This is a genomic window from Bacillus sp. cl96, assembly GCF_900100505.1.
Classification (GTDB): Bacteria; Bacillota; Bacilli; order Bacillales; family Bacillaceae_G; genus Bacillus_A; species Bacillus_A cereus.
In genome coordinates this window covers 412,179-431,251 of sequence record NZ_FNDM01000001.1, presented here as the reverse complement: position 1 = coordinate 431,251, position 19,073 = coordinate 412,179, and the positions used below count along the sequence as shown (strand labels likewise).

Below are 19,073 nucleotides of genomic sequence, written 5' to 3'. Positions count from 1 at the left end.
GGATACATATGAAAATGACTGTTGTCGGCTTTTGGGGCGGCTTTCCAGAAGCGGGAGAAGCAACGTCGGGGTATTTGTTTGAACACGATGGTTTTCGTTTACTTGTAGACTGTGGTAGTGGTGTACTAGCACAGCTTCAAAAATATATAACACCATCTGATATAGATGCAGTTGTACTGTCGCACTATCATCACGATCATGTTGCAGACATTGGGGTATTGCAATATGCGAGACTAATTACGAGTGCGACAACAAGGCAACTACCAGAACTACCAATATACGGTCATACATTTGATGAGAATGGATTCCATTCTTTAACGCATGAACCGCATACGAAAGGAATCCCGTACAATCCAGAAGAAACACTTCAAATTGGAACGTTCTCGATTTCATTCTTAAAAACTGTTCATCCTGTTACATGCTTTGCGATGCGCATTACAGCAGGTAATGATATCGTAGTGTACAGCGCTGATTCAAGTTATATTCCTGAATTCATTCCATTCACGAAAGATGCTGATCTTTTCATTTGTGAGTGTAATATGTATGCACATCAAGAGGCTGCAAAAGCAGGACATATGAATAGTACAGAAGTAGCAAGTATTGCAAAAGATGCGAATGTAAAAGAACTTTTATTAACGCACTTACCGCATACAGGCAACCCATCTGATTTAGTAACAGAAGCAAAACAAATTTTCAGTGGTCACATTACGCTAGCGCATAGTGGCTACGTATGGAACTCATGAGGTGATACGATGTTATTTATTGATAATAAAGGAATTACTGATCCTAGAATAAACTTAGCAATTGAAGAATATTGTGTGAAAAATTTAGATATTAACGAAACATATTTACTGTTTTACATTAATGAGCCTTCGATTATCATTGGTAAAAACCAAAACACAGTAGAAGAAATTAATGCAGATTACGTAAAAGAAAAAGGTATTCATGTCGTTCGTCGTCTATCAGGCGGAGGCGCAGTATATCATGATTTAGGAAACTTAAACTTCAGTTTTATTACGAAAGATGATGGAGACAGTTTCAGCAACTTCAAAAAATTTACAGAGCCTGTAACGAAAGCGCTTAGTAAATTAGGCGTAAATGCAGAACTAAGTGGTCGTAACGACATTTTAGCTGAAGGTAGAAAAATTTCAGGTAACGCACAGTTCGCAACGAAAGGTCGTATGTTCAGCCACGGTACGTTACTATTTGACTCTGAAATCGATCACGTCGTATCAGCGTTAAAAGTAAAAATGGATAAGATTCAATCAAAAGGAATAAAGTCAATCCGTAGCCGCGTTGCGAACATTACAGAGTTCCTAAACGAAGAAATGACGACAGAAGAGTTTAGACAACTTCTTCTAGAAACAATTTTCGAAGGAGAAACAGAAATCCCAACGTACGAATTAACAGAAAATGATTGGAAAGAGATCCATAAACTTTCTGAAGAACGTTACCAAAATTGGGATTGGAACTATGGAAAATCACCGAAGTTCAACTTACAACATTCACACCGCTTCCCAGTTGGACAAGTTGATGTTCGCCTTGAAGTGAAAAAAGGAACAGTAACAGAATGTAAAATTTACGGCGACTTCTTCGGTTCACTAGATGTTCATGATATCGAAGAGCGTCTAACAGGCGTTCAGTTCGATAAAGATGCATTCACTGCAGCTTTAGAAGGCGTAGATATCGCACGCTACTTCGGTAACATTACAACAGAAGATTTCTTACATTTATTCTTCTAAAAATGAGGGAGGCTGCCATAAAGGCAGCCTCTTTCTTTTTGTAGTTTTGTCGATATAATTCCATTTACCACAAAATGTATACTTACAGGACATCTGCCTCTTATAAAGGAATATATATATGAAAAGGAGGCGAATCGAAATGAAAAGAGTAATGTACGTTATATTATTGCTCAGCTTCGTCATCGGAATGACAGCGTGTAACAGTGGATTGCCCTCAAGTCGTACAATTTTGTCTATCGGAAAACCGGCTGAGGATAATGTTATATATTTTACGCATACAGATAACAAACGAAAGATACATGATATACAAGACATGTTTCAAAATAAGAAGTGGAAAAGAAATGAAACATTCAGCACTGTTAATAAAACGCCAGATGTCGTCTTATCAATAGATGAAAACAACAAAGGGTTACCGACGTTATATGTTACGGTGTATTTTCATGAAGATGGAGCGGACGCTCTTAACTTGCACGGCGAGCATACGACGTTAAATAAAGAGGAACTTAATAAACTTAGAGAAAAGATGAATGCATATTATCCTAAAATGATTTCTGGTCTAGTTTCATAAATTACTTACAAATAAAATCCCCTTATTCTTCCAAAGTAAACTAAGAGTAGGTGGTCTGTCTATATGCAGTTAATAGAATATCACTTGCCACTTTAATTTTCTTTTAATATAATTAATTTAGAATTTTTAAATATTCTAAATTTTATAAAGGTGGGGTTTTTGTGAATCTCGTTCAATCTTTGGCTGAAACGGCAAAAAAGAAGGGGGATAAACCGGCTTATATATTTATGGATCAGTCGGTCTCATATGACCAATTAAACAAAATGGTCACAAGGTTTTCTGGAAATTTAGCAGAAATGGGCATTGGAAAAGGGGACAATGTCGCATTAGTTGTTGGGAACTCACCACATTTTTTGGTCGGTTTATACGGAACAATGAAAGCCGGAGCAACTGTTATTCCAGTTAATCCAATTTATACAGCAGACGAAATGCATTATATTTTACAAAATGGAGATGTAAAAACAATCATCGTACTCGACGTCCTTCTACCTGTTATACAATCTCTTACAACAAGACTTCCTTCATTAGAAAACATCATCATATGCGAAACCTCATCAGATTTTAACCATACAGAAACCGAAAAAATGAAAACGTTTACTAGTTTTGTGGGGGCTGGAGATACAACTTACGAAGGTCCTGAACTAGATGAAGAAGATGTAGCGGTTATCCTATACACTTCGGGCACAACTGGAAAACCGAAAGGCGCTATGTTAACACATAAAAATTTATATAGTAATGCGAGCGATGTGGCTTCGTATTTACAATATACGGCTGATGACCGTGTTGTTGCGGCACTGCCTATGTTCCATGTATTCTGTTTAACAGTTGCGGTAAATGCACCGATTGTGAACGGGGCAACGATTTTAATGTTACCGAAATTTAGTCCGAAAGAAGTATTCCGTATTTGTCGCACGTACGAACCAACGATCTTTGCTGGCGTACCGACGATGTACAATTATTTATATTTATTTGAAGAAGCAAGTGCAGAAGATGTGAAGACGCTTCGTCTTTGTATTTCCGGTGGCGCATCGATGCCTGTTGCTCTTCTACAAAACTTTGAAAAACGTTTTAACGTTATTGTTTCAGAAGGATACGGTTTATCAGAAGCATCACCAGTTACTTGTTTCAATCCGCTAGATCGTCCTCGTAAACCAGGGTCGATTGGCACAAATATTTGGCATGTAGAAAATAAAATTGTAAATGAACTTGGGGAAGAAGTACCTGTCGGCGCAGTCGGCGAATTAATCGTTCGCGGACCTAACGTTATGAAAGGATACTATAATGCACCAGAAGATACAGCTGCGACATTGAAAGACGGCTGGCTATATACAGGTGACTTGGCGAAAATGGATGAAGAAGGTTACTTCTATATCGTTGATCGTAAAAAAGATATCGTCTTAGTTGGCGGTTATAACGTATACCCTCGTGAAGTAGAAGAAGTATTATATACGCACGAATCAGTAGCGGAAGTTGTTGTAATCGGTGTTCCTGATGAAAACTTAGGAGAAGCAGTGCGAGCTTACGTCGTTCTGAAACAAACGAACGTAACAGAAGAAGAACTAATGCATTACTGTACGTTACATTTAGCGAAATATAAAGTGCCGAAAAGCATTGAGTTTTTAATAGAATTACCGAAGAATACGACGGGTAAGTTGTTAAGAAGAGCATTGAGAGAGAAAGCGATGCAAGTGTAAAAATGAGGCAACCATCTTTGAAGGTGGTTGCCTCATTTTTTTGTGCATTGATTAAGCTGTGGTGCCATATATTTAAAGCTTCATATGACCAACAAGGAGGAGATATACATAGAACAGAAGGGATTAACGCTTACGGCGAGTGCAATATCTTATTTGTGAAATTATGGATGAACTCTGAAAATGATAAGAACGGTAATTTTAATCAAAATGGAGTAATGAACCGTGAATCAATGGCTACGGTGTTAGTAAATGCATATAAATTAGAATGGAATGAAAATAGTAAGTTACCAAAAGAATTTGCTGATTTGAAAAATCATTGGGCTCGAAGTATGCCAATATTTTAGTTTAGCAAGAAAATTTAAAATCCAAGTTGACACATATGAATTACAGAATTAAAATGAAAAGAAATCGAATACAATACATTAGAAGCTAATCAGATAAACTGAAGGCGCACAATGTTCACATTTGTGAATATATTGTGTGCCTTTTTCTATTGTATAAACTAAGGGGGCTTAACGATGAAAAAGTGGGGTAAGGCAGCGTTTATGAAAAGTACAGGTGTTTTATTATCAGCAGTTGTACTTTTATCAGGGTGTGGTTCGGCAACATCCACTAGTAATTCTGAAGGAAGTGGGGATAAAAAAACAGTTGAGCTTTTAAATGTTTCTTATGATCCAACTAGGGAGTTATATCAAGATTTTAATAAAGATTTTGCGAAGTATTGGAAAGAGAAGCACGGGCAAACAGTAAATGTAAAACAATCACACGGGGGATCTGGAAGTCAGGCGCGTTCTGTTATTGATGGCTTAGAAGCAGACGTTGTTACACTAGCACTTGCTTATGATATTGATGCCATTAGTAAGAAAAAACAACTAGCAGAAGATTGGCAGAAGCGACTTGCGAATAATTCCACTCCATACACGTCAACAATTGTATTTCTTGTTCGAAAAGGAAACCCGAAAGGAATTAAAGACTGGGATGATTTAACGAAAAAAGGTGTGTCTGTCATTACACCAAATCCAAAAACATCAGGCGGAGCACGTTGGAACTATTTAGCGGCGTGGGGATACGCATTGAAAAAATATAATAATAGTGAAGATAAGGCGAAAGAGTTTGTTAGCCAAATTTATAAAAACGTAGAAGTATTAGATTCAGGAGCGCGCGGAGCAACGACAACATTTGTTGAAAAAGGAATTGGTGACGTATTAATCGCATGGGAAAATGAAGCGTTATTATCTCAAAAAGAGCTTGGAAAAGATAAATTTGAAATTGTAACCCCTTCTATTAGTGTACTTGCAGAACCACCAGTAGCGGTTGTAGATAAAGTCGTTGATAAAAAAGGAACGAAAAAAGTAGCAGAAGGGTATCTTGAATATTTGTACTCAGAAAAAGGACAGGAAATTGCGGCGAAAAACTTTTATCGTCCGCGTAATGAAAAAGTAGCAGAAAAATATGCATCTCAATTTCCGAAAGTTCAATTATTTACAGTAGATGAACTATTTGGTGGCTGGAAAAAAGCACAAGAAAAACACTTTAATGACGGCGGCGTATTCGATAAAATTTATCAAAAATAATGCGTACTGCTAAAGGGGGATGAGGTGAAAGAGGATGAGGAAGAAGCGTGTTTTACCAGGGTTTGGATTATCGCTTGGATTTACAATGTTGTACATGAGCTTATTCGTACTTATACCACTTTCTATCGTATTTATTCAAACTTCACAGTTAGGTTGGAAGAAGTTCGCTGGGGTTATAACGAACGAGCGTGTGTTGCATTCCTATCAAGTTAGTTTTACAACTTCATTTGCAGCTGCTATTGTAAATGCCATTTTCGGTTTATTAATAGCTTGGGTGCTCGTACGCTACAAGTTTCCAGGGAAACGACTATTAGATGGACTCATTGATTTACCGTTTGCACTTCCGACAGCTGTAGCTGGTATTACACTTACAACGCTTTATGCGGAAAATGGATGGATTGGGAAAATATTTAGTCTGTTTCATATAAAAGTAGCTTTTACACCAATCGGAATTATCGTTGCGCTTACTTTTATCGGTTTACCATTTGTCGTTCGAATGGTGCAACCAGTGCTGCAAAATATTGATAAAGAAGTAGAAGAGGCAGCTTCGAGCTTAGGTGCATCCCGCTTGCAAATATTTGTGAAAATCATTTTACCAGAAATCTTTCCCGCTCTTCTTGCAGGTTTTTCACTCGCATTTGCAAGAGCATTAGGAGAATACGGATCTGTCGTTTTCATCGCAGGTAATATGCCGATGAAAACAGAAATTGCGCCACTGATGATTATGACGAAACTAGAACAATATGATTATGCGGGGGCAACAGCTGTAGCGACCGTGATGCTTATTATTTCTCTCCTTTTCCTTCTTCTTATTAATATGATTCAAAGCTGGAGTAGAAGGCATGAACTAAAAAGTGAATAGGAGGAGAGAAAATGGAACCAACATTATTAGAAAAGAAAATAGTAAAAAGCGTATCAGCTAAAAAAGAATCTAAGCTTGTACCAGGCATATTAATTACGATTACAGTTTTATTTTTATCTCTCTTTCTATTACTGCCACTCATAACTATTTTTCTAAAAGCCTTTGAAAGAGGGATGGATGTATACATTGCCGCTATTACAGATCAAGAAGCATTTTCAGCAATTAGATTAACGCTTCTCGTTGCGTTAATCGTTGTGCCGCTTAATACGATATTTGGGGTAGCGGCCGCATGGCTTATTACAAAGTTTCAGTTTAAAGGAAAACAAGTATTACTCTCTCTTATTGAACTGCCGTTTGCTGTGTCACCAGTTATCGCAGGATTAGTATTCGTTTTACTTTTCACACCGAGGGGTGCTCTTGGCGAATGGTTACTTGAACATGGAGTGAAACTCATTTTCTCTGTACCAGGCATTATTATCGCAACAATCTTTGTAACCTTCCCGTTCGTTGCACGTGAATTAATTCCCATTATGCAGGCGCAAGGGAAAAGTGAAGAAGAGGCAGCTTTATCACTTGGCGCAAGTGGCTGGAAAATGTTTTGGCGCGTTACGCTTCCAAATATAAAATGGGGTCTTTTGTACGGCATGATTCTATGTAATGCCCGTGCTATCGGTGAGTTTGGAGCCGTTTCTGTCGTATCAGGTCACGTGCGCGGTATTACGAATACGATGCCGCTCCATATTGAAATTTTGTACAATGAATATCAATTTTCAGCAGCATTTGCAGTAGCGACGTTAATGTCATTAATTGCAGTGTTTACACTCGTTATAAAAAACTGGATTGAATGGCGAATGGAAAAACGACAATAAGAGGGGGATTACGGTGAGTATTCAAATTCAAGGTGTATCAAAGCAATATGGTACATTTCAAGCACTAACAGACATTCATTTGGATATTCCAAAAGGTGAACTTGTTGCCTTATTAGGCCCGTCAGGTTCTGGGAAAACGACGTTATTACGCATTATTGCAGGATTAGAAGAAGCGGATGGAGGCTCTGTTTCATTTGATGGGGAAGATCTAACAGACATTCACGTGAAAAACAGGCAAGTCGGTTTCGTCTTTCAGCACTATGCGCTCTTTAAACATATGAATGTATTTGAGAATGTCGCTTTCGGTTTAAAAGTAAGAAAGAAAAGCTTAAGACCGTCAGCAGAAGCGATAGAAGAAAAGGTAACAGAATTATTAAAGCTCGTAAAAATGGATGGCTTTGCTAAACGTTATCCAGCGCAATTATCTGGTGGACAACGTCAACGTATTGCACTAGCCCGGGCACTTGCAGTCGAACCGAAAATTTTATTACTTGATGAACCGTTCGGTGCACTCGATGCAAAGGTGAGAAAAGAATTACGAAGATGGCTCCGAAAATTACATGACGAATTTCAAATTACGAGCGTATTCGTAACGCATGATCAAGAAGAAGCGTTAGACGTTGCAGACCGTATCGTTGTAATGAATGAAGGTCGCATTGAACAAATGGGAACACCGGAAGAAGTATATGAAAACCCAGCAAGCCCGTTCGTTTACGATTTTTTAGGAAATGTAAATTTATTTCACGGCCGCGTTCATAAAGGAAAGCTAAATGTAGGATCGGTCGAACTAGAAGCACCAGAGCATAAGCACGTTTCCAATGTAGACGGAATAGCCTACGTAAGGCCGCATGACTTATCAATCTCTCGTACGAAACAAAGCATAGATGCAATCCCGGCAAAAGTATCTTATTCTCACGCAGTCGGAAATATCGTATATGTAGAATTAAAACGAGACGGAACAGATGAATATTTAGAAGCAGAAATTACGAAAGAACAGTTCAAGCAGCTGAACATTCAAGCGGGTGATTTCGTATACGTACAGCCGAAAGAAGTGAAAGTGTTTATTCCGGAGGATTTTGTAATTTAAGAGTGTTCACTCTTAAATTACAAAATCTATTAATAAGAAAAGGTCTCCTAAAAGATATTTTAGGAGACCTTTTCTTTGTTTATCGTAATAACTTTTCTCATATGAAATGTAGTCGGAAGTTTGCATATATAATAGCGGAGCGTGTTCACACAACTATTTGGTACGAGTAGTAATGAAGAGATTCTTCTTACTTTCTTACATAAAATTTTTAATTTTGGATATTTGTATCATATGTTTCTGCGACAAACACAAAGTCTACACGCTCTTTATCAATAAAAATACTTGTTTTAGATGGAAGACCTGTTATGGTAGAAACAATATCAACCTCAACAAGGTCAAATCCTACACGATAAGCATCTTCAATTTCAATTCCACCAGTTAGAAAATGCAATCCATCCCCAAATGACTTAAATACAAATACATTTTCTTTCAAAATTTTATTATCCATTTCAATCCATTCTTCGTTAATATAAATCTTAAATGTTGTGCACTTTGGAACACACTCGATGTGATGTATCCCTTTATAACTATTAAGCGAAAACATATAGGTATGAGTTTCTTTAAAGTTAATATCTATCCCGTATTTAAAAGCAAAGGTTTTATATACCATTTCATAAAACAATGGCATTACAATATCATCCCATGCGTCATAGGCAAAAGCATGAATTGGTATTAGATGAGGATATAAACTTACAATCGCTTTTTGAAAATTAAGTAAGATGGTTGTATCTGTAATTTCTTTTAAAGAATCATCTATTTCATGATCATAATCTTTCGAAATTCTGTTATCAATCATATGACAAACTCCTTACATAGTCTTCTATATACTACGTTTTTCCGCATCATCAGTTTGTTCCTTCTTCAACTAAATTGCAAGTTTAACCGATGATTCCAAAAAGGCCCTTGTCTTATTTTATCAATCGTTAAATCGGATTGGGATACTACAAGCATAAATGAGAAAAGAAATCGTCTTTTCTTTTTTATGATAGATGTATTTATTTTTAAACTGTATTTACTTTACTCTTTATTTTATTTAGATTTGGATATGTAACATTATTGTGTTAAAAAATATTTCAGCGAGGTGAGTTTATGAAAGAAAAGAAATGGTATAGGCAATTAGTCGTAATGGTGTAGGAGTATCATCTAAGGCCATTTTAAATGCCGTTAAAACTGGCGAAAAAGTTATACAAAGTGGCGGTAGAACTAAATCTACTAGTAAACAGGCTGTAGTAGTTTTAAATAAAAAAGGTAAAGTAATTACAACTTTTGCTAAGGGTTCAAAAAAAACTGGGAAAGGAGAAGATAAGGTTGTTTAAATTAAATAAAGAGATGCAGATTTTATTGAAACAGACATTAGAATCACAAAATAAACATTTACTATGGTTAAATGTTTATGAAGACTTAAGTATGATAGAAACTGAAAAAATAAATAAATTGAGAGATATTATAGTACATGAATTAATGAAGAAAGGTTTTGATGAACGAGACAATATAAACGATTTGGGAAGAGCATTAGAAGAGCTAATTGATATCTTAGGAAATTTAATACCTTAGAAAATGTTAAGCTGTATGGCAACGTTTTTAGCAGATGGAAAGTTCCGTTAATTACAGAATGAAAGATTATATAATTTTTAACAATGCGCTTAATACGAGCGTAACTATGATTAGAGAGTTTTGCATGTGTAGAATAACTCCAAAAATATAAGGATATATTCTGAGGGCGTATGATTATATAGTATATTTATTGATTCGAATCTTTAAAAGGAGAGGAAACATGGAGAAAATAATAGGGATTATTCTGATTATAGGTGGTATGATTCCATTAATTTATGCAATGATACAAATCTATCGGCAATGGAAAGAAAAAGGACCTTCTTTTGCCCTTAAATCAATAATTTTCCTAGCCGTAAGCATTTTGCTAGATACTGCAACAACTATTATATTGTGTATAGTAACAGTATTCATTGGTATTTGTTTAATTATCTACACATAATAAGTTCAAGAAGGCTAACTTATCGATTGTTACTAATTGGAGGGATTGGATGAACTTCATTTTACATGGATCTAAACATACAGTTTTGGCTTCCGTTTTTGACTCATTTCAAGGTAGGGAAAAAGAGTTTAATTGGCTTATAACAGACATGGAGATTGTCGCACATCAGGAAGAGAAACTTATCCGAGATTATCCTAAAATGTCGTATCCAATAGTTTGGATAGCAGGTGAAGATCTTTCAAATCTCGTAAAGAAATATAATCCTCAATTTATTTGGGGCGTACTATCTGCGTTTGATAAGTCTATAAACATTGATATTCATAATTTGCTTGTAGAGCCCTATGCAAATGGAAACGAAGAACTCTGGGTACCAAGTCCAAATATTCAGCATCCCCAAGCAACACTTGAGATTGTTTGTTGGGATTCGTATGTAACGCTTTTTTTAAGTAAAGATGAGGACATCGATGATAAATTTCAAGACTATTTCAAGTCTGTTAAAAAATTGGATTTTTAAATAGGTCGTCCTTGAGTAATAAAATGAATGTATGAATAATAATCTCTTTGATGATTATTGGAATATTAGCTAGTATTTTTGAAAAAGTAGCTTGTAAAATTTCGGAGTGAATTGTTAACTTTTGATGCGATAGGAAATCGCAAATAAATTTATGAAGGAGAATTTAGAGTTGGTAGAGTTTTTTTGAATATTTATTAATTTTGGTTTTAAATATGCTAGTAGCATCTATCGTATTTTTACAAGAGTACTGCATAGGTAGTATAAGACTGTCTCATTATAGGAGAATCTTTGCTACGGTCATGGCTATACGTTCATTGGTGAGTATATGGATCATTTACCCTATGACAGCTACTCTGTTAGGGACGCTAAATATTTTAGTGATTCAATCAATTATATTACTTTTCCTTTGGGGGCTTATGCAGTGTGTAAAGAAGTACGGAGGAAAGTGGTATATTACAATGATTGCACTTATTATTTATGGTCTTAGCTGTTATTTTCATATTATGTATGCGAAAACTGTATAGATAATGAGAGGGTATTTGTAGACCTAGTTACATGATAGTAAGAATCTTTAATAAAAATTATAATAAAATGATGTCAAAAGGGAGACTAAAAGTGCTTATAGAATTTTTAGAATTCATTTCTATCTTGGCTTTAGTAGTTGTATTAACATTAACTGTTATGTTGCAAGATATATTTTTTATAAATATAAATAAACAATATACTGAAACACGTATTGGGGCGATTATTTTTTGTATTCGGATGTTGTTCGGGACATGGGTAGTATTTGTTACAGAAACTACTATAATTGCTGTCTCAAAAGTGACTGCAATTCAATTAATTATTTTACTTCTTTTTTGGGCATGCTCGAAGTATGTACAAAAAACTCGTGAAAATTGGCTAATCACTATAGTTGCTTTTGTTATTTATGGTGTTGGTACATACATGTATATTCAGTTTGCTTTTAGAGGCTATTAATATATCATCAGAAAAGTTAGTGGTTAGAAAGATGCATTTATTAAATGTTTGTATGAAGGAAGAGCGAATATAGGCTCTTTTTTCTTTATATATAGGATAGGACATGTATCTAATCCTCGTGGGATAAATCAAAATAGAGAACGGAAGGAATTATATGAACAAAAAAGAATTAAAATTAAAGCTACTGCAAGGTCTAGGTGAAGAGTTAAAAGAAGACGGTTATAAGATTAGGATTACACAACAAGACCTGGTGAAAAAATTTGATAAAGGAAAAATCGGTATACATTTAGCCTTTATCAATCACCCAGAAGATTTTCATGTGACGGTGGATGTGGGAATTCGGTTTGACGAATTAGAAAATATGAAAAATCAATGGGATGAAGGTTTAACAAGTAAAGAGAAAAAGGAAACCTATACGATTGGGGTTGAGTTAGGGAATTTAGTCCATAGGGAGCAAAAAAGATGGTGTGTTGAAAAGGAAACCGATATTTTGCCTGTTACCATAGATATATTAAAAGAGGTTAAACAGTATTTCATTCCATATATTGATAAGTATGTAGATATGGAAAATGTATTTGATTTATGTGTAAGAGATGATGATGAGGCTGGATTAATAGGGACAATATTTGATGGGACTCGAGCACAAAATGCTATTGGATTAGCTTTGTTATTAAATAAAGAAGAGATGCTAGAACAAATCATTGAGAAAAAGAAAGAGTATTTAAAGACGAGGGATAAATTTGAATTGGAGTTATTTGAAAACTTTCTTTCTAATATGAATCTAGGATAAACAAGGTTAGTTATTCATTTTCGTGATTATAGTGGGGTTAATTGTTTATATCTGGTTTTTCTGGTTGGAAAAACATTAAACTCTAGATTTTCTATTAATCATAAATATTAGTAGCCCCTAGAAGGAAACATTTGACGTTTTTATGATTAGATACAAACTTCGAATGTAACTTATAGGGGTTTTTATTTACAGGTTTTATAATACTGGAAAGCCCATATCAAATTTTAGCCGGTTTGAGATAGTGCCTGCGAGTGATGATGGTGCACTGTAACCTTGAGCAGTAGCGATAGACTTAGCCTTTGGAAGCAAAAACCCCACAGAGTCTAGTCAACTTACCTTTTTAAAAAGTGTATCAAAGAATTATTTATTTGAGCTCAATTATATTATGTGAAATAGGAGTGAGAATCTTGTTCCAAACAATAATTTACGATAAAGCTAAATATCATTATGAAGGAGATTTCCCACAAGAATTACCGATGGAGCAAGCATTTGTACATACTGGAATGTTCTTAGGTTGGATTATTGATAATAATTTATTTAGTGATGAATTTTTAGAAGAGACCGAAGAGGAAATTAATAAATTTAAGCTTAGAAAAATGACTGGGACTCAAGTTTATATGTTCTGGGATGGGGTTTTAAGCGATGACATGTTAAATGATGAAGGGAATCAATTTGCAATAGATTATTTTGATTTTGAAAAAGGTTTATATTTAGATGATTATGATGATGTATTTTTAGAGTGTGATACATTATATCAAGTGCAAGATACTTGGGAAAATTACTTTAAATTAAAAGAAGTGATCGATATTAGGTATACAGAATGGAAAAAACTTAAAAATAACGGGTAAAGAGGACTTTAAGTAATGGAATATTTTTTGTTCCAAATGAAGGTTTATTATATGCTATAGAAAAGGGGAGAAATAATGAAATTCCCAAAAGATGAAGATGGACAAGTATTAAATATGTTATACAAGCAAGGTATAGATTTTAATAAAAAACATATAGTAGATTTCTTTATTGCAATTCCTGATCAAGGTAATGGAGAAAAAATAATTGGCAGAGTACAAGCGCTGGGCTTAAATTGTGAGTTAGATTATAATGAAGAATTTGAAGATTGGACATGTACTTGTTCTAAAGAAATGTTCTTAATTTATGAGGATATCGTAGAGATGCAAAAGGAATTGAATAAACTGGGTGAAGAGTTTGGTGGATATACAGATGGTTGGGGTGCATTTGTGTAATATTGAATTTATTTATCGTGATAAAATAAATTAGACTGAGTAAAGAAACTATTTATGGAAACAAGAGCTTATATAAGCTCTTGTTTCGTTGTATATATTAAGATAGCTTAGTGGTAAAAACGTATATGATATGTGGGGGGCGGGCTGCCTGTAAAAGCCCAATTGGTAAGGGCTGATTAAAGTTTCACTTTATATAGGTTTTGAGAGAGTAAGATATATTGTTTGTAGCAGGATCTTGAAGGAAGGAAGCGTGTGATAATTGGCAATGACGGATGAACAATTCGAGAATTATCTTGTTATGTGTTATGACAAATTAGAAAGTAAACAGCAAAAATTCATTTCGGATTATAATATCGATAACTTTGATGAGTATTGGTATGATCAAGATCAATGTATATTACAGTTTAAAAAAAATGGTCAAGTGTTACTTGAATTTAGTGTTGTTTTTATAGGGTCCTGGTCTGGAAAGAGTAACAGTTGGATGTGGTCTTGGGCTAATGAGAATGTGGCTGATTATACAAGAAGTAAGTCTAACTGTTTGAAAGATTTACAAAAGATTACAGGAAGTGAGGTTTTTATAAATCCACTTTTTGAATGCGATCAAGAAATGGCGTATGAGCTAGCAGCCTTTTCCATTGAATATTTAGATGCAGAAGGAATGTATATGGCACCAGGTGAGAGAAGTGATGTATTTATGGCTGTTATGTCACCGCGTGCGTTGTGAGTAAGCATATTAAAAATATAGATAAGGTAGAATGAAAAAGGAGTACAGTTTAATAAATTAATAAAAGGTATCATAGGTCCCTGATGCCATGGTGATAAATTTAAAGGAGTGAATTATATTGCTTGAAGTAAAGTTTTACGATTGGAAAAAAAAACGTCCTAAAAAACATTATTTGCTTGTACATGAAATTAGGATTTTTGAGTTGATTTTCGCAAAGAAAGTTAGCGAGTTTGAGATGGGATTAAAAGAAATTGAGAAAGTTACTGTTTATTGTTTAGCTAAGGAGCACACTGATGTTTCATATAAAGTGAATAGGGCATCGGGTGAAATTAGTATACTGGTTCCTTATGATTTTATGAATTTCTTAACACTGGAATCAGTTGAAGAGAAATACAAAGAGTTTTGCAAATTAGTACGCCAATATGTTGTCCCTGGACTTGAAGAAAACTCTACTCTTTCATCATCTATTGTTAAAGGGTATATAGAGGAGACTTTAGAAGAGATTGTGAAGCAAAACTATGAAGGGATATTTTTAGTTGGGAAGACACCTAAGAAAAGCCCAAGCCGTAAGAAGATAGCCATATTAAAAGGAATTCATCGTGTTAAAGGTTTCCAGCTACGATGTGAAGTGTATGATGAAAAGGGATTAAAGATTCGAGATCAATTATTGGTGGAAGAGGTAGGGAATGAAATGGTGTATGCAAGATTTTTGGGTACATTAAAATGGGAAAGTGAAAATCTAATAGTAGTTCAATCTAAATCCAGTAGTTGGAAAGAAGAAATCTATCTTTAATAACAAGGTTGTATAGTAGAAGGAGGATTGTAGAGCATAAATGAATTTTTTTCGAAAAAATAAATTAAGTGACATTCAGAAAAAATACTATGAACATTTTGGAGAGCCTAGTCAGATTCTTGAATATACCTGGGGTGAAAGAGGAGCTAAAAGAGTAGAATTAGATAATACCGCTCTAAAAAAAGGAATGCTATACGTTTTAGAATTCCCGAAAAATGAAGATAGGCCAGTATGGACATATGTGACATTAGGGATGTCAGCTGAATATATGACCAATGGTGCTAAAGGAGAATTAATTTGGTTAAATGCAAATCAAAATGAGGAAATGATTGATTTGCTTGCTGGATTAGCACATTATCCATTTATAGATGAGACCTCGTTTGATTATGGGGATACAATTTCTAATGCGGATGCTGAATCTGATTTTTCAATGAATGTGCTTTTAGTAAGCCCGGCAGTTATTGAGGCAGGAGAGTCTCCAGAGCTAATGGAGTTTTTTGAAGAAAAGGAGCTTGATTTATTTTGGTTATTACCTATTCATCAAGCAGAAAAAGAGTATATGATGGAACAAGGAGATGGAGATATTAGTGCGCTCTTTGACCTTTGGCTGGAAAAAGAGATTGATACAGAAACTTTCTGTGATCCACATCGTTTATCTACGGTTTGATAAAAATATTTTAAATAATAATTGTGAGTAAGCATCAAACTTATTAATATTAAGGAAGTTTGATGCTTATTTTTTATGTTTAGAATAAACGAGAGGTTTTTGATATATATGAAAGATATTGTATGTAAAGAATTAATAAGTCTTAAGTCTATTGTTGAAGCCTATCAATTTAAAAAAATGAGTATAATGTCGAGATAGTACTATGGAAAGAAGGCTGAATGTATTAGAGTGTTTTGAAACAAATTGGATGAATGGTTGAATTTATTATTAGAAGAAGTGGTGCGTGGTTTAGTGTGATAGAAAGAAAAAGAGAGTCTTCAAGGGATATGTATAAGAGAGTAAAGGAGAGAAAATATGTCTTTTTATAAAGAGGAAATAAAAGGGGATAAATTGATTATAAGTGATGAAAGCATTGATATTTTAATGGATGCTTTTCAAAATAAAGGTGAAGAGATGCCTAAAAATATATCATAGAATTTCATAGCGACGATATTACTCGCGGGATCTTATTATGAATAAGTAAAAAACGAAGAGTCTAAATAGTCCCTTCGTTTTTTTACTTTATTTTTTCTCTACTAATTTCTTATTCTTCCAATCTAGTGTGAACAATTTATTAAATGTTTTTTGATCAACGTCTTTTACGTTGTTTCCAACCCAGTTTGCAGTTCCGAATGTGAAGCCTGGACGAAGTTGGTAGTCATCGGCGTGTTTTGTATAAGCGACTTGTAAGTTAGATTGATCTGTATTTTTTTCAGAGATAACAACAGCAATCATACCAGGAGAGAAACCGCTATTTGTTAATGCTGGAAGTTGATCCATCGGTATTAAATTACCTTTTGCATCAGATTCATATAGGTATGTGCGAGAGTACATGAAAAGTTGGTTTCCATATAAAGAATGATAGGAGTCACGTGTGTAAATACCCCAGTTTTGATTGTTATATCCGTTAAAGAATACGTTCCATTTTACGTTTTTGTTCGTTTGGTCAATTAAATTTGTTTTATAACTAGTTTGTTTATAGCTTACAGAGTCAGACCAAGTGACTTGACCAGTTGCACCAGCTTCACCGCTAGGGCCATTAGGCGTTACAGAAGCTTTAACAGAGCCACCAAGTTGATAAGATACGCTAGATGTTACAGTCGTTTCTTCTACAGCATTTGTAGGCGCTACGTTAAAGAAACGAGCGCTGTTATCTTGAAGGTTAAATGCAACATCATATTGTGAAGGATAACGTAATGTTGCACTAGCGCCAGGGATTGGGTAGTTATCAATAGGTGCATCACTTATAGTAGGATTTGCTTTTAGAAAACTACCAGTTGTATTAATAACGGCAATCTGTTTATCAGCGCTTGGATCATCGATAAAAGTTACCTTTAAAGACATTGTCATATTATCAGCTTGATCATTATTAAATGTATTATAGCTCGTATGTGTTTTTGCATTTTGCCCGATATCTGTTACAACTTGTGACGTCGTTTGAGCGTAAGTAGCAGGTGTTGAAAGAGTTACAGCACTACTAGCAAAAACAGCGGATAATGCTAAACATTTTAAGTAGGTTTTAGAACGTTTCATACAATCACTTCCTTTTATCTTTGTCGATATATGTCGTATTACATTTATATCGTAACATGAAAATAAAACGGAATGGATGGTTATGCATAATTGCATAGATGAGTTTTGAAGGATAAAGATAATAGAATTTCATCCAACACTTAAGACTCGAAAATGTCCATTACAGCCGTTCTTAAAAATTTTAAGACAATATGTTTATCAATGTTCTTATTCTGAAGATTGAAGCGCTTAATATTTACGTTATAAGTGCATAACAAGTTATAATAAAAGAAATCAATAAGGAGGCTGGCTGTGAAGAATCTTCGTTATCTCAATATATTTACGATATTAATTATATACACACTACTTATGTTTTACATCGGCTGGAACGGATGGGTTTGGCTTCATGCGGTATTTGGCTGGGAATCTTGGGGATATTATGCTTTCATAGTCGCATTTATTTCATATGCGTACATTCTCGTGCAAGTGTTTAAGTTTCTGCCATTTCTGCGAACGATAGGTTCGATTTGGTTTGCGGTCATACAATATGCACTTATGTTGTTGCCATTAGCTAATATTATGGTCTTTCTTTTACAGTTTTCAGTAGAGAAAGAAGAGGCAATTATTTGGACAGGAGCGGCTGTGATAGCTGCATTTATCTTTATCTTTGCGTACGGAGTATTTAATGCGTATAGTCCGGTAGTAAGAAAGTACGAGGTGCACATACCGAAAAAGGTAGAGGGGCGTAAAAGTTTACGCATTGCGATGGCTTCTGATATGCATTTCGGTAAACTGTCTGGCGTTTCACATTTAAAAAGACTTGTTCGTCATGTAAATGAGATGGAACCTGATATTATTTTACTGCCAGGTGATATTATCGATGATCATCCAGGTGTGTTCATTCAAAAGAATATGGGATCGATCATGAAACAAATGAAAGCTCCATTAGGCGTATATGGCGTTTTAGGAAACCATGAATACTACGGCAGAGCAGTTCCAGAGTTTTTACAAGAGATGGATAAGATTGATATTCGTATTCTTTTAGATGAAGTAATTACAATTGAAGATGACTTTTATCTCGTTGGAAGAAGAGATAAAACAGAGCGAGATCGTCAAAGCTTTAAACAATTAATGAGTACGGTAGATAAATCGATGCCTGTTATCGCAATGGATCACCAGCCATTTGAGTTGAAACAAGCAGCAGCGGCAGGTGTAGATTTATTATTATCCGGTCATACGCACCGCGGACAAATGGCGCCCAATTATATTGTAACGAGAAGAATGTACGAGCTAGACTGGGGATACGCACAAAAAGGCGCGTTCCACGCAATTGTTTCTTCTGGATTTGGATTTTGGGGACCCCCGCTTAGACTTGGTAGTAGGTCGGAGATTGTGCAGGTAGAAGTTACGTTTGAATAGGGGTTAT

At 34.9% G+C, this 19,073-nt stretch carries 23 protein-coding genes and 1 pseudogene; 21 read left to right on the top strand and 3 right to left on the bottom strand.

What is annotated here, in order from left to right; genetic code table 11:
- Window positions 1–8: 8 nt before the first annotated feature.
- The 9 genes from BLT20_RS02380 (at window position 9) to BLT20_RS02340 (ending at window position 8,396) form a co-directional block, all read left to right on the top strand.
- Window positions 9–743, top strand: coding sequence for an MBL fold metallo-hydrolase (locus BLT20_RS02380; RefSeq protein ID WP_000784676.1), 735 nt, complete (start codon window positions 9–11; stop codon window positions 741–743).
- Window positions 744–752: 9 nt separating this feature from the next.
- Complete coding sequence (locus BLT20_RS02375; protein WP_000897277.1) at window positions 753–1,742, top strand: lipoate--protein ligase; 990 nt, start codon at window positions 753–755, stop codon at window positions 1,740–1,742.
- A gap of 139 nt (window positions 1,743–1,881) precedes the next feature.
- A complete protein-coding gene (locus tag BLT20_RS02370; protein WP_000832612.1) occupies window positions 1,882–2,310 on the top strand; it encodes a hypothetical protein in 429 nt (142 codons plus the stop codon).
- A gap of 161 nt (window positions 2,311–2,471) precedes the next feature.
- A complete protein-coding gene (locus BLT20_RS02365) occupies window positions 2,472–4,004 on the top strand; it encodes a fatty acid--CoA ligase family protein (RefSeq protein WP_001055146.1) in 1,533 nt (510 codons plus the stop codon).
- A gap of 167 nt (window positions 4,005–4,171) precedes the next feature.
- The gene (locus tag BLT20_RS31275; RefSeq protein ID WP_001986183.1) at window positions 4,172–4,348 is read left to right on the top strand and encodes a hypothetical protein; all 177 of its coding nucleotides are present in this window, start codon (window positions 4,172–4,174) and stop codon (window positions 4,346–4,348) included.
- Window positions 4,349–4,522: 174 nt separating this feature from the next.
- Window positions 4,523–5,578 (top strand): sulfate ABC transporter substrate-binding protein, encoded by a 1,056-nt coding sequence (locus BLT20_RS02355; protein ID WP_000758695.1) that lies wholly within the window; start codon window positions 4,523–4,525, stop codon window positions 5,576–5,578.
- Between the two features lie 34 nt (window positions 5,579–5,612).
- Entirely contained in the window at window positions 5,613–6,440 is an 828-nt protein-coding gene (gene cysT, locus BLT20_RS02350) for a sulfate ABC transporter permease subunit CysT (protein WP_001227877.1), read from the top strand.
- Between the two features lie 11 nt (window positions 6,441–6,451).
- The gene (gene cysW, locus BLT20_RS02345) at window positions 6,452–7,309 is read left to right on the top strand and encodes a sulfate ABC transporter permease subunit CysW (protein WP_000433826.1); all 858 of its coding nucleotides are present in this window, start codon (window positions 6,452–6,454) and stop codon (window positions 7,307–7,309) included.
- Between the two features lie 13 nt (window positions 7,310–7,322).
- The gene (locus tag BLT20_RS02340; RefSeq protein WP_000027105.1) at window positions 7,323–8,396 is read left to right on the top strand and encodes a sulfate/molybdate ABC transporter ATP-binding protein; all 1,074 of its coding nucleotides are present in this window, start codon (window positions 7,323–7,325) and stop codon (window positions 8,394–8,396) included.
- 208 nt (window positions 8,397–8,604) lie between these two features.
- Here the strand turns inward: BLT20_RS02340 and BLT20_RS02335 are convergent, their stop codons facing one another.
- Window positions 8,605–9,192: a hypothetical protein gene (locus tag BLT20_RS02335; protein WP_000566761.1), complete on the bottom strand. Its 588-nt coding sequence runs from the start codon at window positions 9,190–9,192 to the stop codon at window positions 8,605–8,607.
- A gap of 512 nt (window positions 9,193–9,704) precedes the next feature.
- On the opposite strand from BLT20_RS02335, the gene BLT20_RS02330 reads away from it, so the two are divergent.
- The 11 genes from BLT20_RS02330 (at window position 9,705) to BLT20_RS02280 (ending at window position 16,096) form a co-directional block, all read left to right on the top strand.
- Entirely contained in the window at window positions 9,705–9,950 is a 246-nt protein-coding gene (locus BLT20_RS02330; RefSeq protein ID WP_073339315.1) for a hypothetical protein, read from the top strand.
- A 220-nt stretch (window positions 9,951–10,170) separates the two neighbouring features.
- The gene (locus BLT20_RS02325) at window positions 10,171–10,389 is read left to right on the top strand and encodes a hypothetical protein (protein ID WP_000411162.1); all 219 of its coding nucleotides are present in this window, start codon (window positions 10,171–10,173) and stop codon (window positions 10,387–10,389) included.
- 49 nt (window positions 10,390–10,438) lie between these two features.
- The gene (locus tag BLT20_RS02320) at window positions 10,439–10,903 is read left to right on the top strand and encodes a hypothetical protein (protein ID WP_001009367.1); all 465 of its coding nucleotides are present in this window, start codon (window positions 10,439–10,441) and stop codon (window positions 10,901–10,903) included.
- A 212-nt stretch (window positions 10,904–11,115) separates the two neighbouring features.
- Window positions 11,116–11,427 carry a hypothetical protein gene (locus BLT20_RS30735; RefSeq protein ID WP_277561633.1) on the top strand — a complete coding sequence of 104 codons (312 nt, stop codon included), beginning with the start codon at window positions 11,116–11,118 and terminating at the stop codon, window positions 11,425–11,427.
- A 91-nt stretch (window positions 11,428–11,518) separates the two neighbouring features.
- The gene (locus BLT20_RS02310) at window positions 11,519–11,881 is read left to right on the top strand and encodes a hypothetical protein (protein WP_000904359.1); all 363 of its coding nucleotides are present in this window, start codon (window positions 11,519–11,521) and stop codon (window positions 11,879–11,881) included.
- 154 nt (window positions 11,882–12,035) lie between these two features.
- A complete protein-coding gene (locus BLT20_RS02305; protein WP_001034375.1) occupies window positions 12,036–12,671 on the top strand; it encodes a hypothetical protein in 636 nt (211 codons plus the stop codon).
- A gap of 407 nt (window positions 12,672–13,078) precedes the next feature.
- Window positions 13,079–13,519: a DUF7832 domain-containing protein gene (locus tag BLT20_RS02300; RefSeq protein WP_000487868.1), complete on the top strand. Its 441-nt coding sequence runs from the start codon at window positions 13,079–13,081 to the stop codon at window positions 13,517–13,519.
- A 75-nt stretch (window positions 13,520–13,594) separates the two neighbouring features.
- Window positions 13,595–13,912 (top strand): ribonuclease E inhibitor RraB, encoded by a 318-nt coding sequence (locus BLT20_RS02295; protein WP_000671653.1) that lies wholly within the window; start codon window positions 13,595–13,597, stop codon window positions 13,910–13,912.
- Between the two features lie 259 nt (window positions 13,913–14,171).
- On the top strand, window positions 14,172–14,636 hold the full coding sequence (locus BLT20_RS02290; protein WP_001251757.1) for a DUF6882 domain-containing protein: 465 nt from the start codon (window positions 14,172–14,174) through the stop codon (window positions 14,634–14,636).
- Between the two features lie 118 nt (window positions 14,637–14,754).
- Window positions 14,755–15,429 (top strand): hypothetical protein, encoded by a 675-nt coding sequence (locus tag BLT20_RS02285; RefSeq protein ID WP_000895165.1) that lies wholly within the window; start codon window positions 14,755–14,757, stop codon window positions 15,427–15,429.
- A 40-nt stretch (window positions 15,430–15,469) separates the two neighbouring features.
- Window positions 15,470–16,096 (top strand): suppressor of fused domain protein, encoded by a 627-nt coding sequence (locus BLT20_RS02280; RefSeq protein WP_001008993.1) that lies wholly within the window; start codon window positions 15,470–15,472, stop codon window positions 16,094–16,096.
- A 561-nt stretch (window positions 16,097–16,657) separates the two neighbouring features.
- Here BLT20_RS02280 and cytK2 read toward each other — a convergent pair.
- Window positions 16,658–17,668: a beta-channel forming cytolysin CytK2 gene (cytK2, locus tag BLT20_RS02275; protein WP_000830632.1), complete on the bottom strand. Its 1,011-nt coding sequence runs from the start codon at window positions 17,666–17,668 to the stop codon at window positions 16,658–16,660.
- Between the two features lie 143 nt (window positions 17,669–17,811).
- A pseudogene (locus tag BLT20_RS31270) lies at window positions 17,812–17,925 on the bottom strand (TetR family transcriptional regulator); the annotation flags it as partial.
- A gap of 34 nt (window positions 17,926–17,959) precedes the next feature.
- Between BLT20_RS31270 and BLT20_RS02265 the strand changes: the two are divergent.
- The gene (locus BLT20_RS02265) at window positions 17,960–19,066 is read left to right on the top strand and encodes a metallophosphoesterase (protein ID WP_033684632.1); all 1,107 of its coding nucleotides are present in this window, start codon (window positions 17,960–17,962) and stop codon (window positions 19,064–19,066) included.
- Window positions 19,067–19,073 lie beyond the last annotated feature (7 nt).

What these genes read in the sequence shown, in the direction of transcription:
- cysW (WP_000433826.1), top strand. Translation starts at nt 6,452, where the DNA reads ATGGAACCAACATTATTAGAAAAGAAAATAGTAAAAAGCGTATCAGCT.
- BLT20_RS02280 (WP_001008993.1), top strand. Translation starts at nt 15,470, where the DNA reads ATGAATTTTTTTCGAAAAAATAAATTAAGTGACATTCAGAAAAAATAC.
- cysT (WP_001227877.1), top strand. Translation starts at nt 5,613, where the DNA reads ATGAGGAAGAAGCGTGTTTTACCAGGGTTTGGATTATCGCTTGGATTT.
- BLT20_RS02370 (WP_000832612.1), top strand. Translation starts at nt 1,882, where the DNA reads ATGAAAAGAGTAATGTACGTTATATTATTGCTCAGCTTCGTCATCGGA.
- BLT20_RS02295 (WP_000671653.1), top strand. Translation starts at nt 13,595, where the DNA reads ATGAAATTCCCAAAAGATGAAGATGGACAAGTATTAAATATGTTATAC.
- BLT20_RS02355 (WP_000758695.1), top strand. Translation starts at nt 4,523, where the DNA reads ATGAAAAAGTGGGGTAAGGCAGCGTTTATGAAAAGTACAGGTGTTTTA.
- BLT20_RS02375 (WP_000897277.1), top strand. Translation starts at nt 753, where the DNA reads ATGTTATTTATTGATAATAAAGGAATTACTGATCCTAGAATAAACTTA.
- BLT20_RS02325 (WP_000411162.1), top strand. Translation starts at nt 10,171, where the DNA reads ATGGAGAAAATAATAGGGATTATTCTGATTATAGGTGGTATGATTCCA.
- BLT20_RS30735 (WP_277561633.1), top strand. Translation starts at nt 11,116, where the DNA reads ATGCTAGTAGCATCTATCGTATTTTTACAAGAGTACTGCATAGGTAGT.
- BLT20_RS02305 (WP_001034375.1), top strand. Translation starts at nt 12,036, where the DNA reads ATGAACAAAAAAGAATTAAAATTAAAGCTACTGCAAGGTCTAGGTGAA.
- cytK2 (WP_000830632.1), bottom strand. Translation starts at nt 17,668, where the DNA reads ATGAAACGTTCTAAAACCTACTTAAAATGTTTAGCATTATCCGCTGTT.
- BLT20_RS31275 (WP_001986183.1), top strand. Translation starts at nt 4,172, where the DNA reads ATGAACTCTGAAAATGATAAGAACGGTAATTTTAATCAAAATGGAGTA.
- BLT20_RS02320 (WP_001009367.1), top strand. Translation starts at nt 10,439, where the DNA reads ATGAACTTCATTTTACATGGATCTAAACATACAGTTTTGGCTTCCGTT.
- BLT20_RS02380 (WP_000784676.1), top strand. Translation starts at nt 9, where the DNA reads ATGAAAATGACTGTTGTCGGCTTTTGGGGCGGCTTTCCAGAAGCGGGA.
- BLT20_RS02335 (WP_000566761.1), bottom strand. Translation starts at nt 9,192, where the DNA reads ATGATTGATAACAGAATTTCGAAAGATTATGATCATGAAATAGATGAT.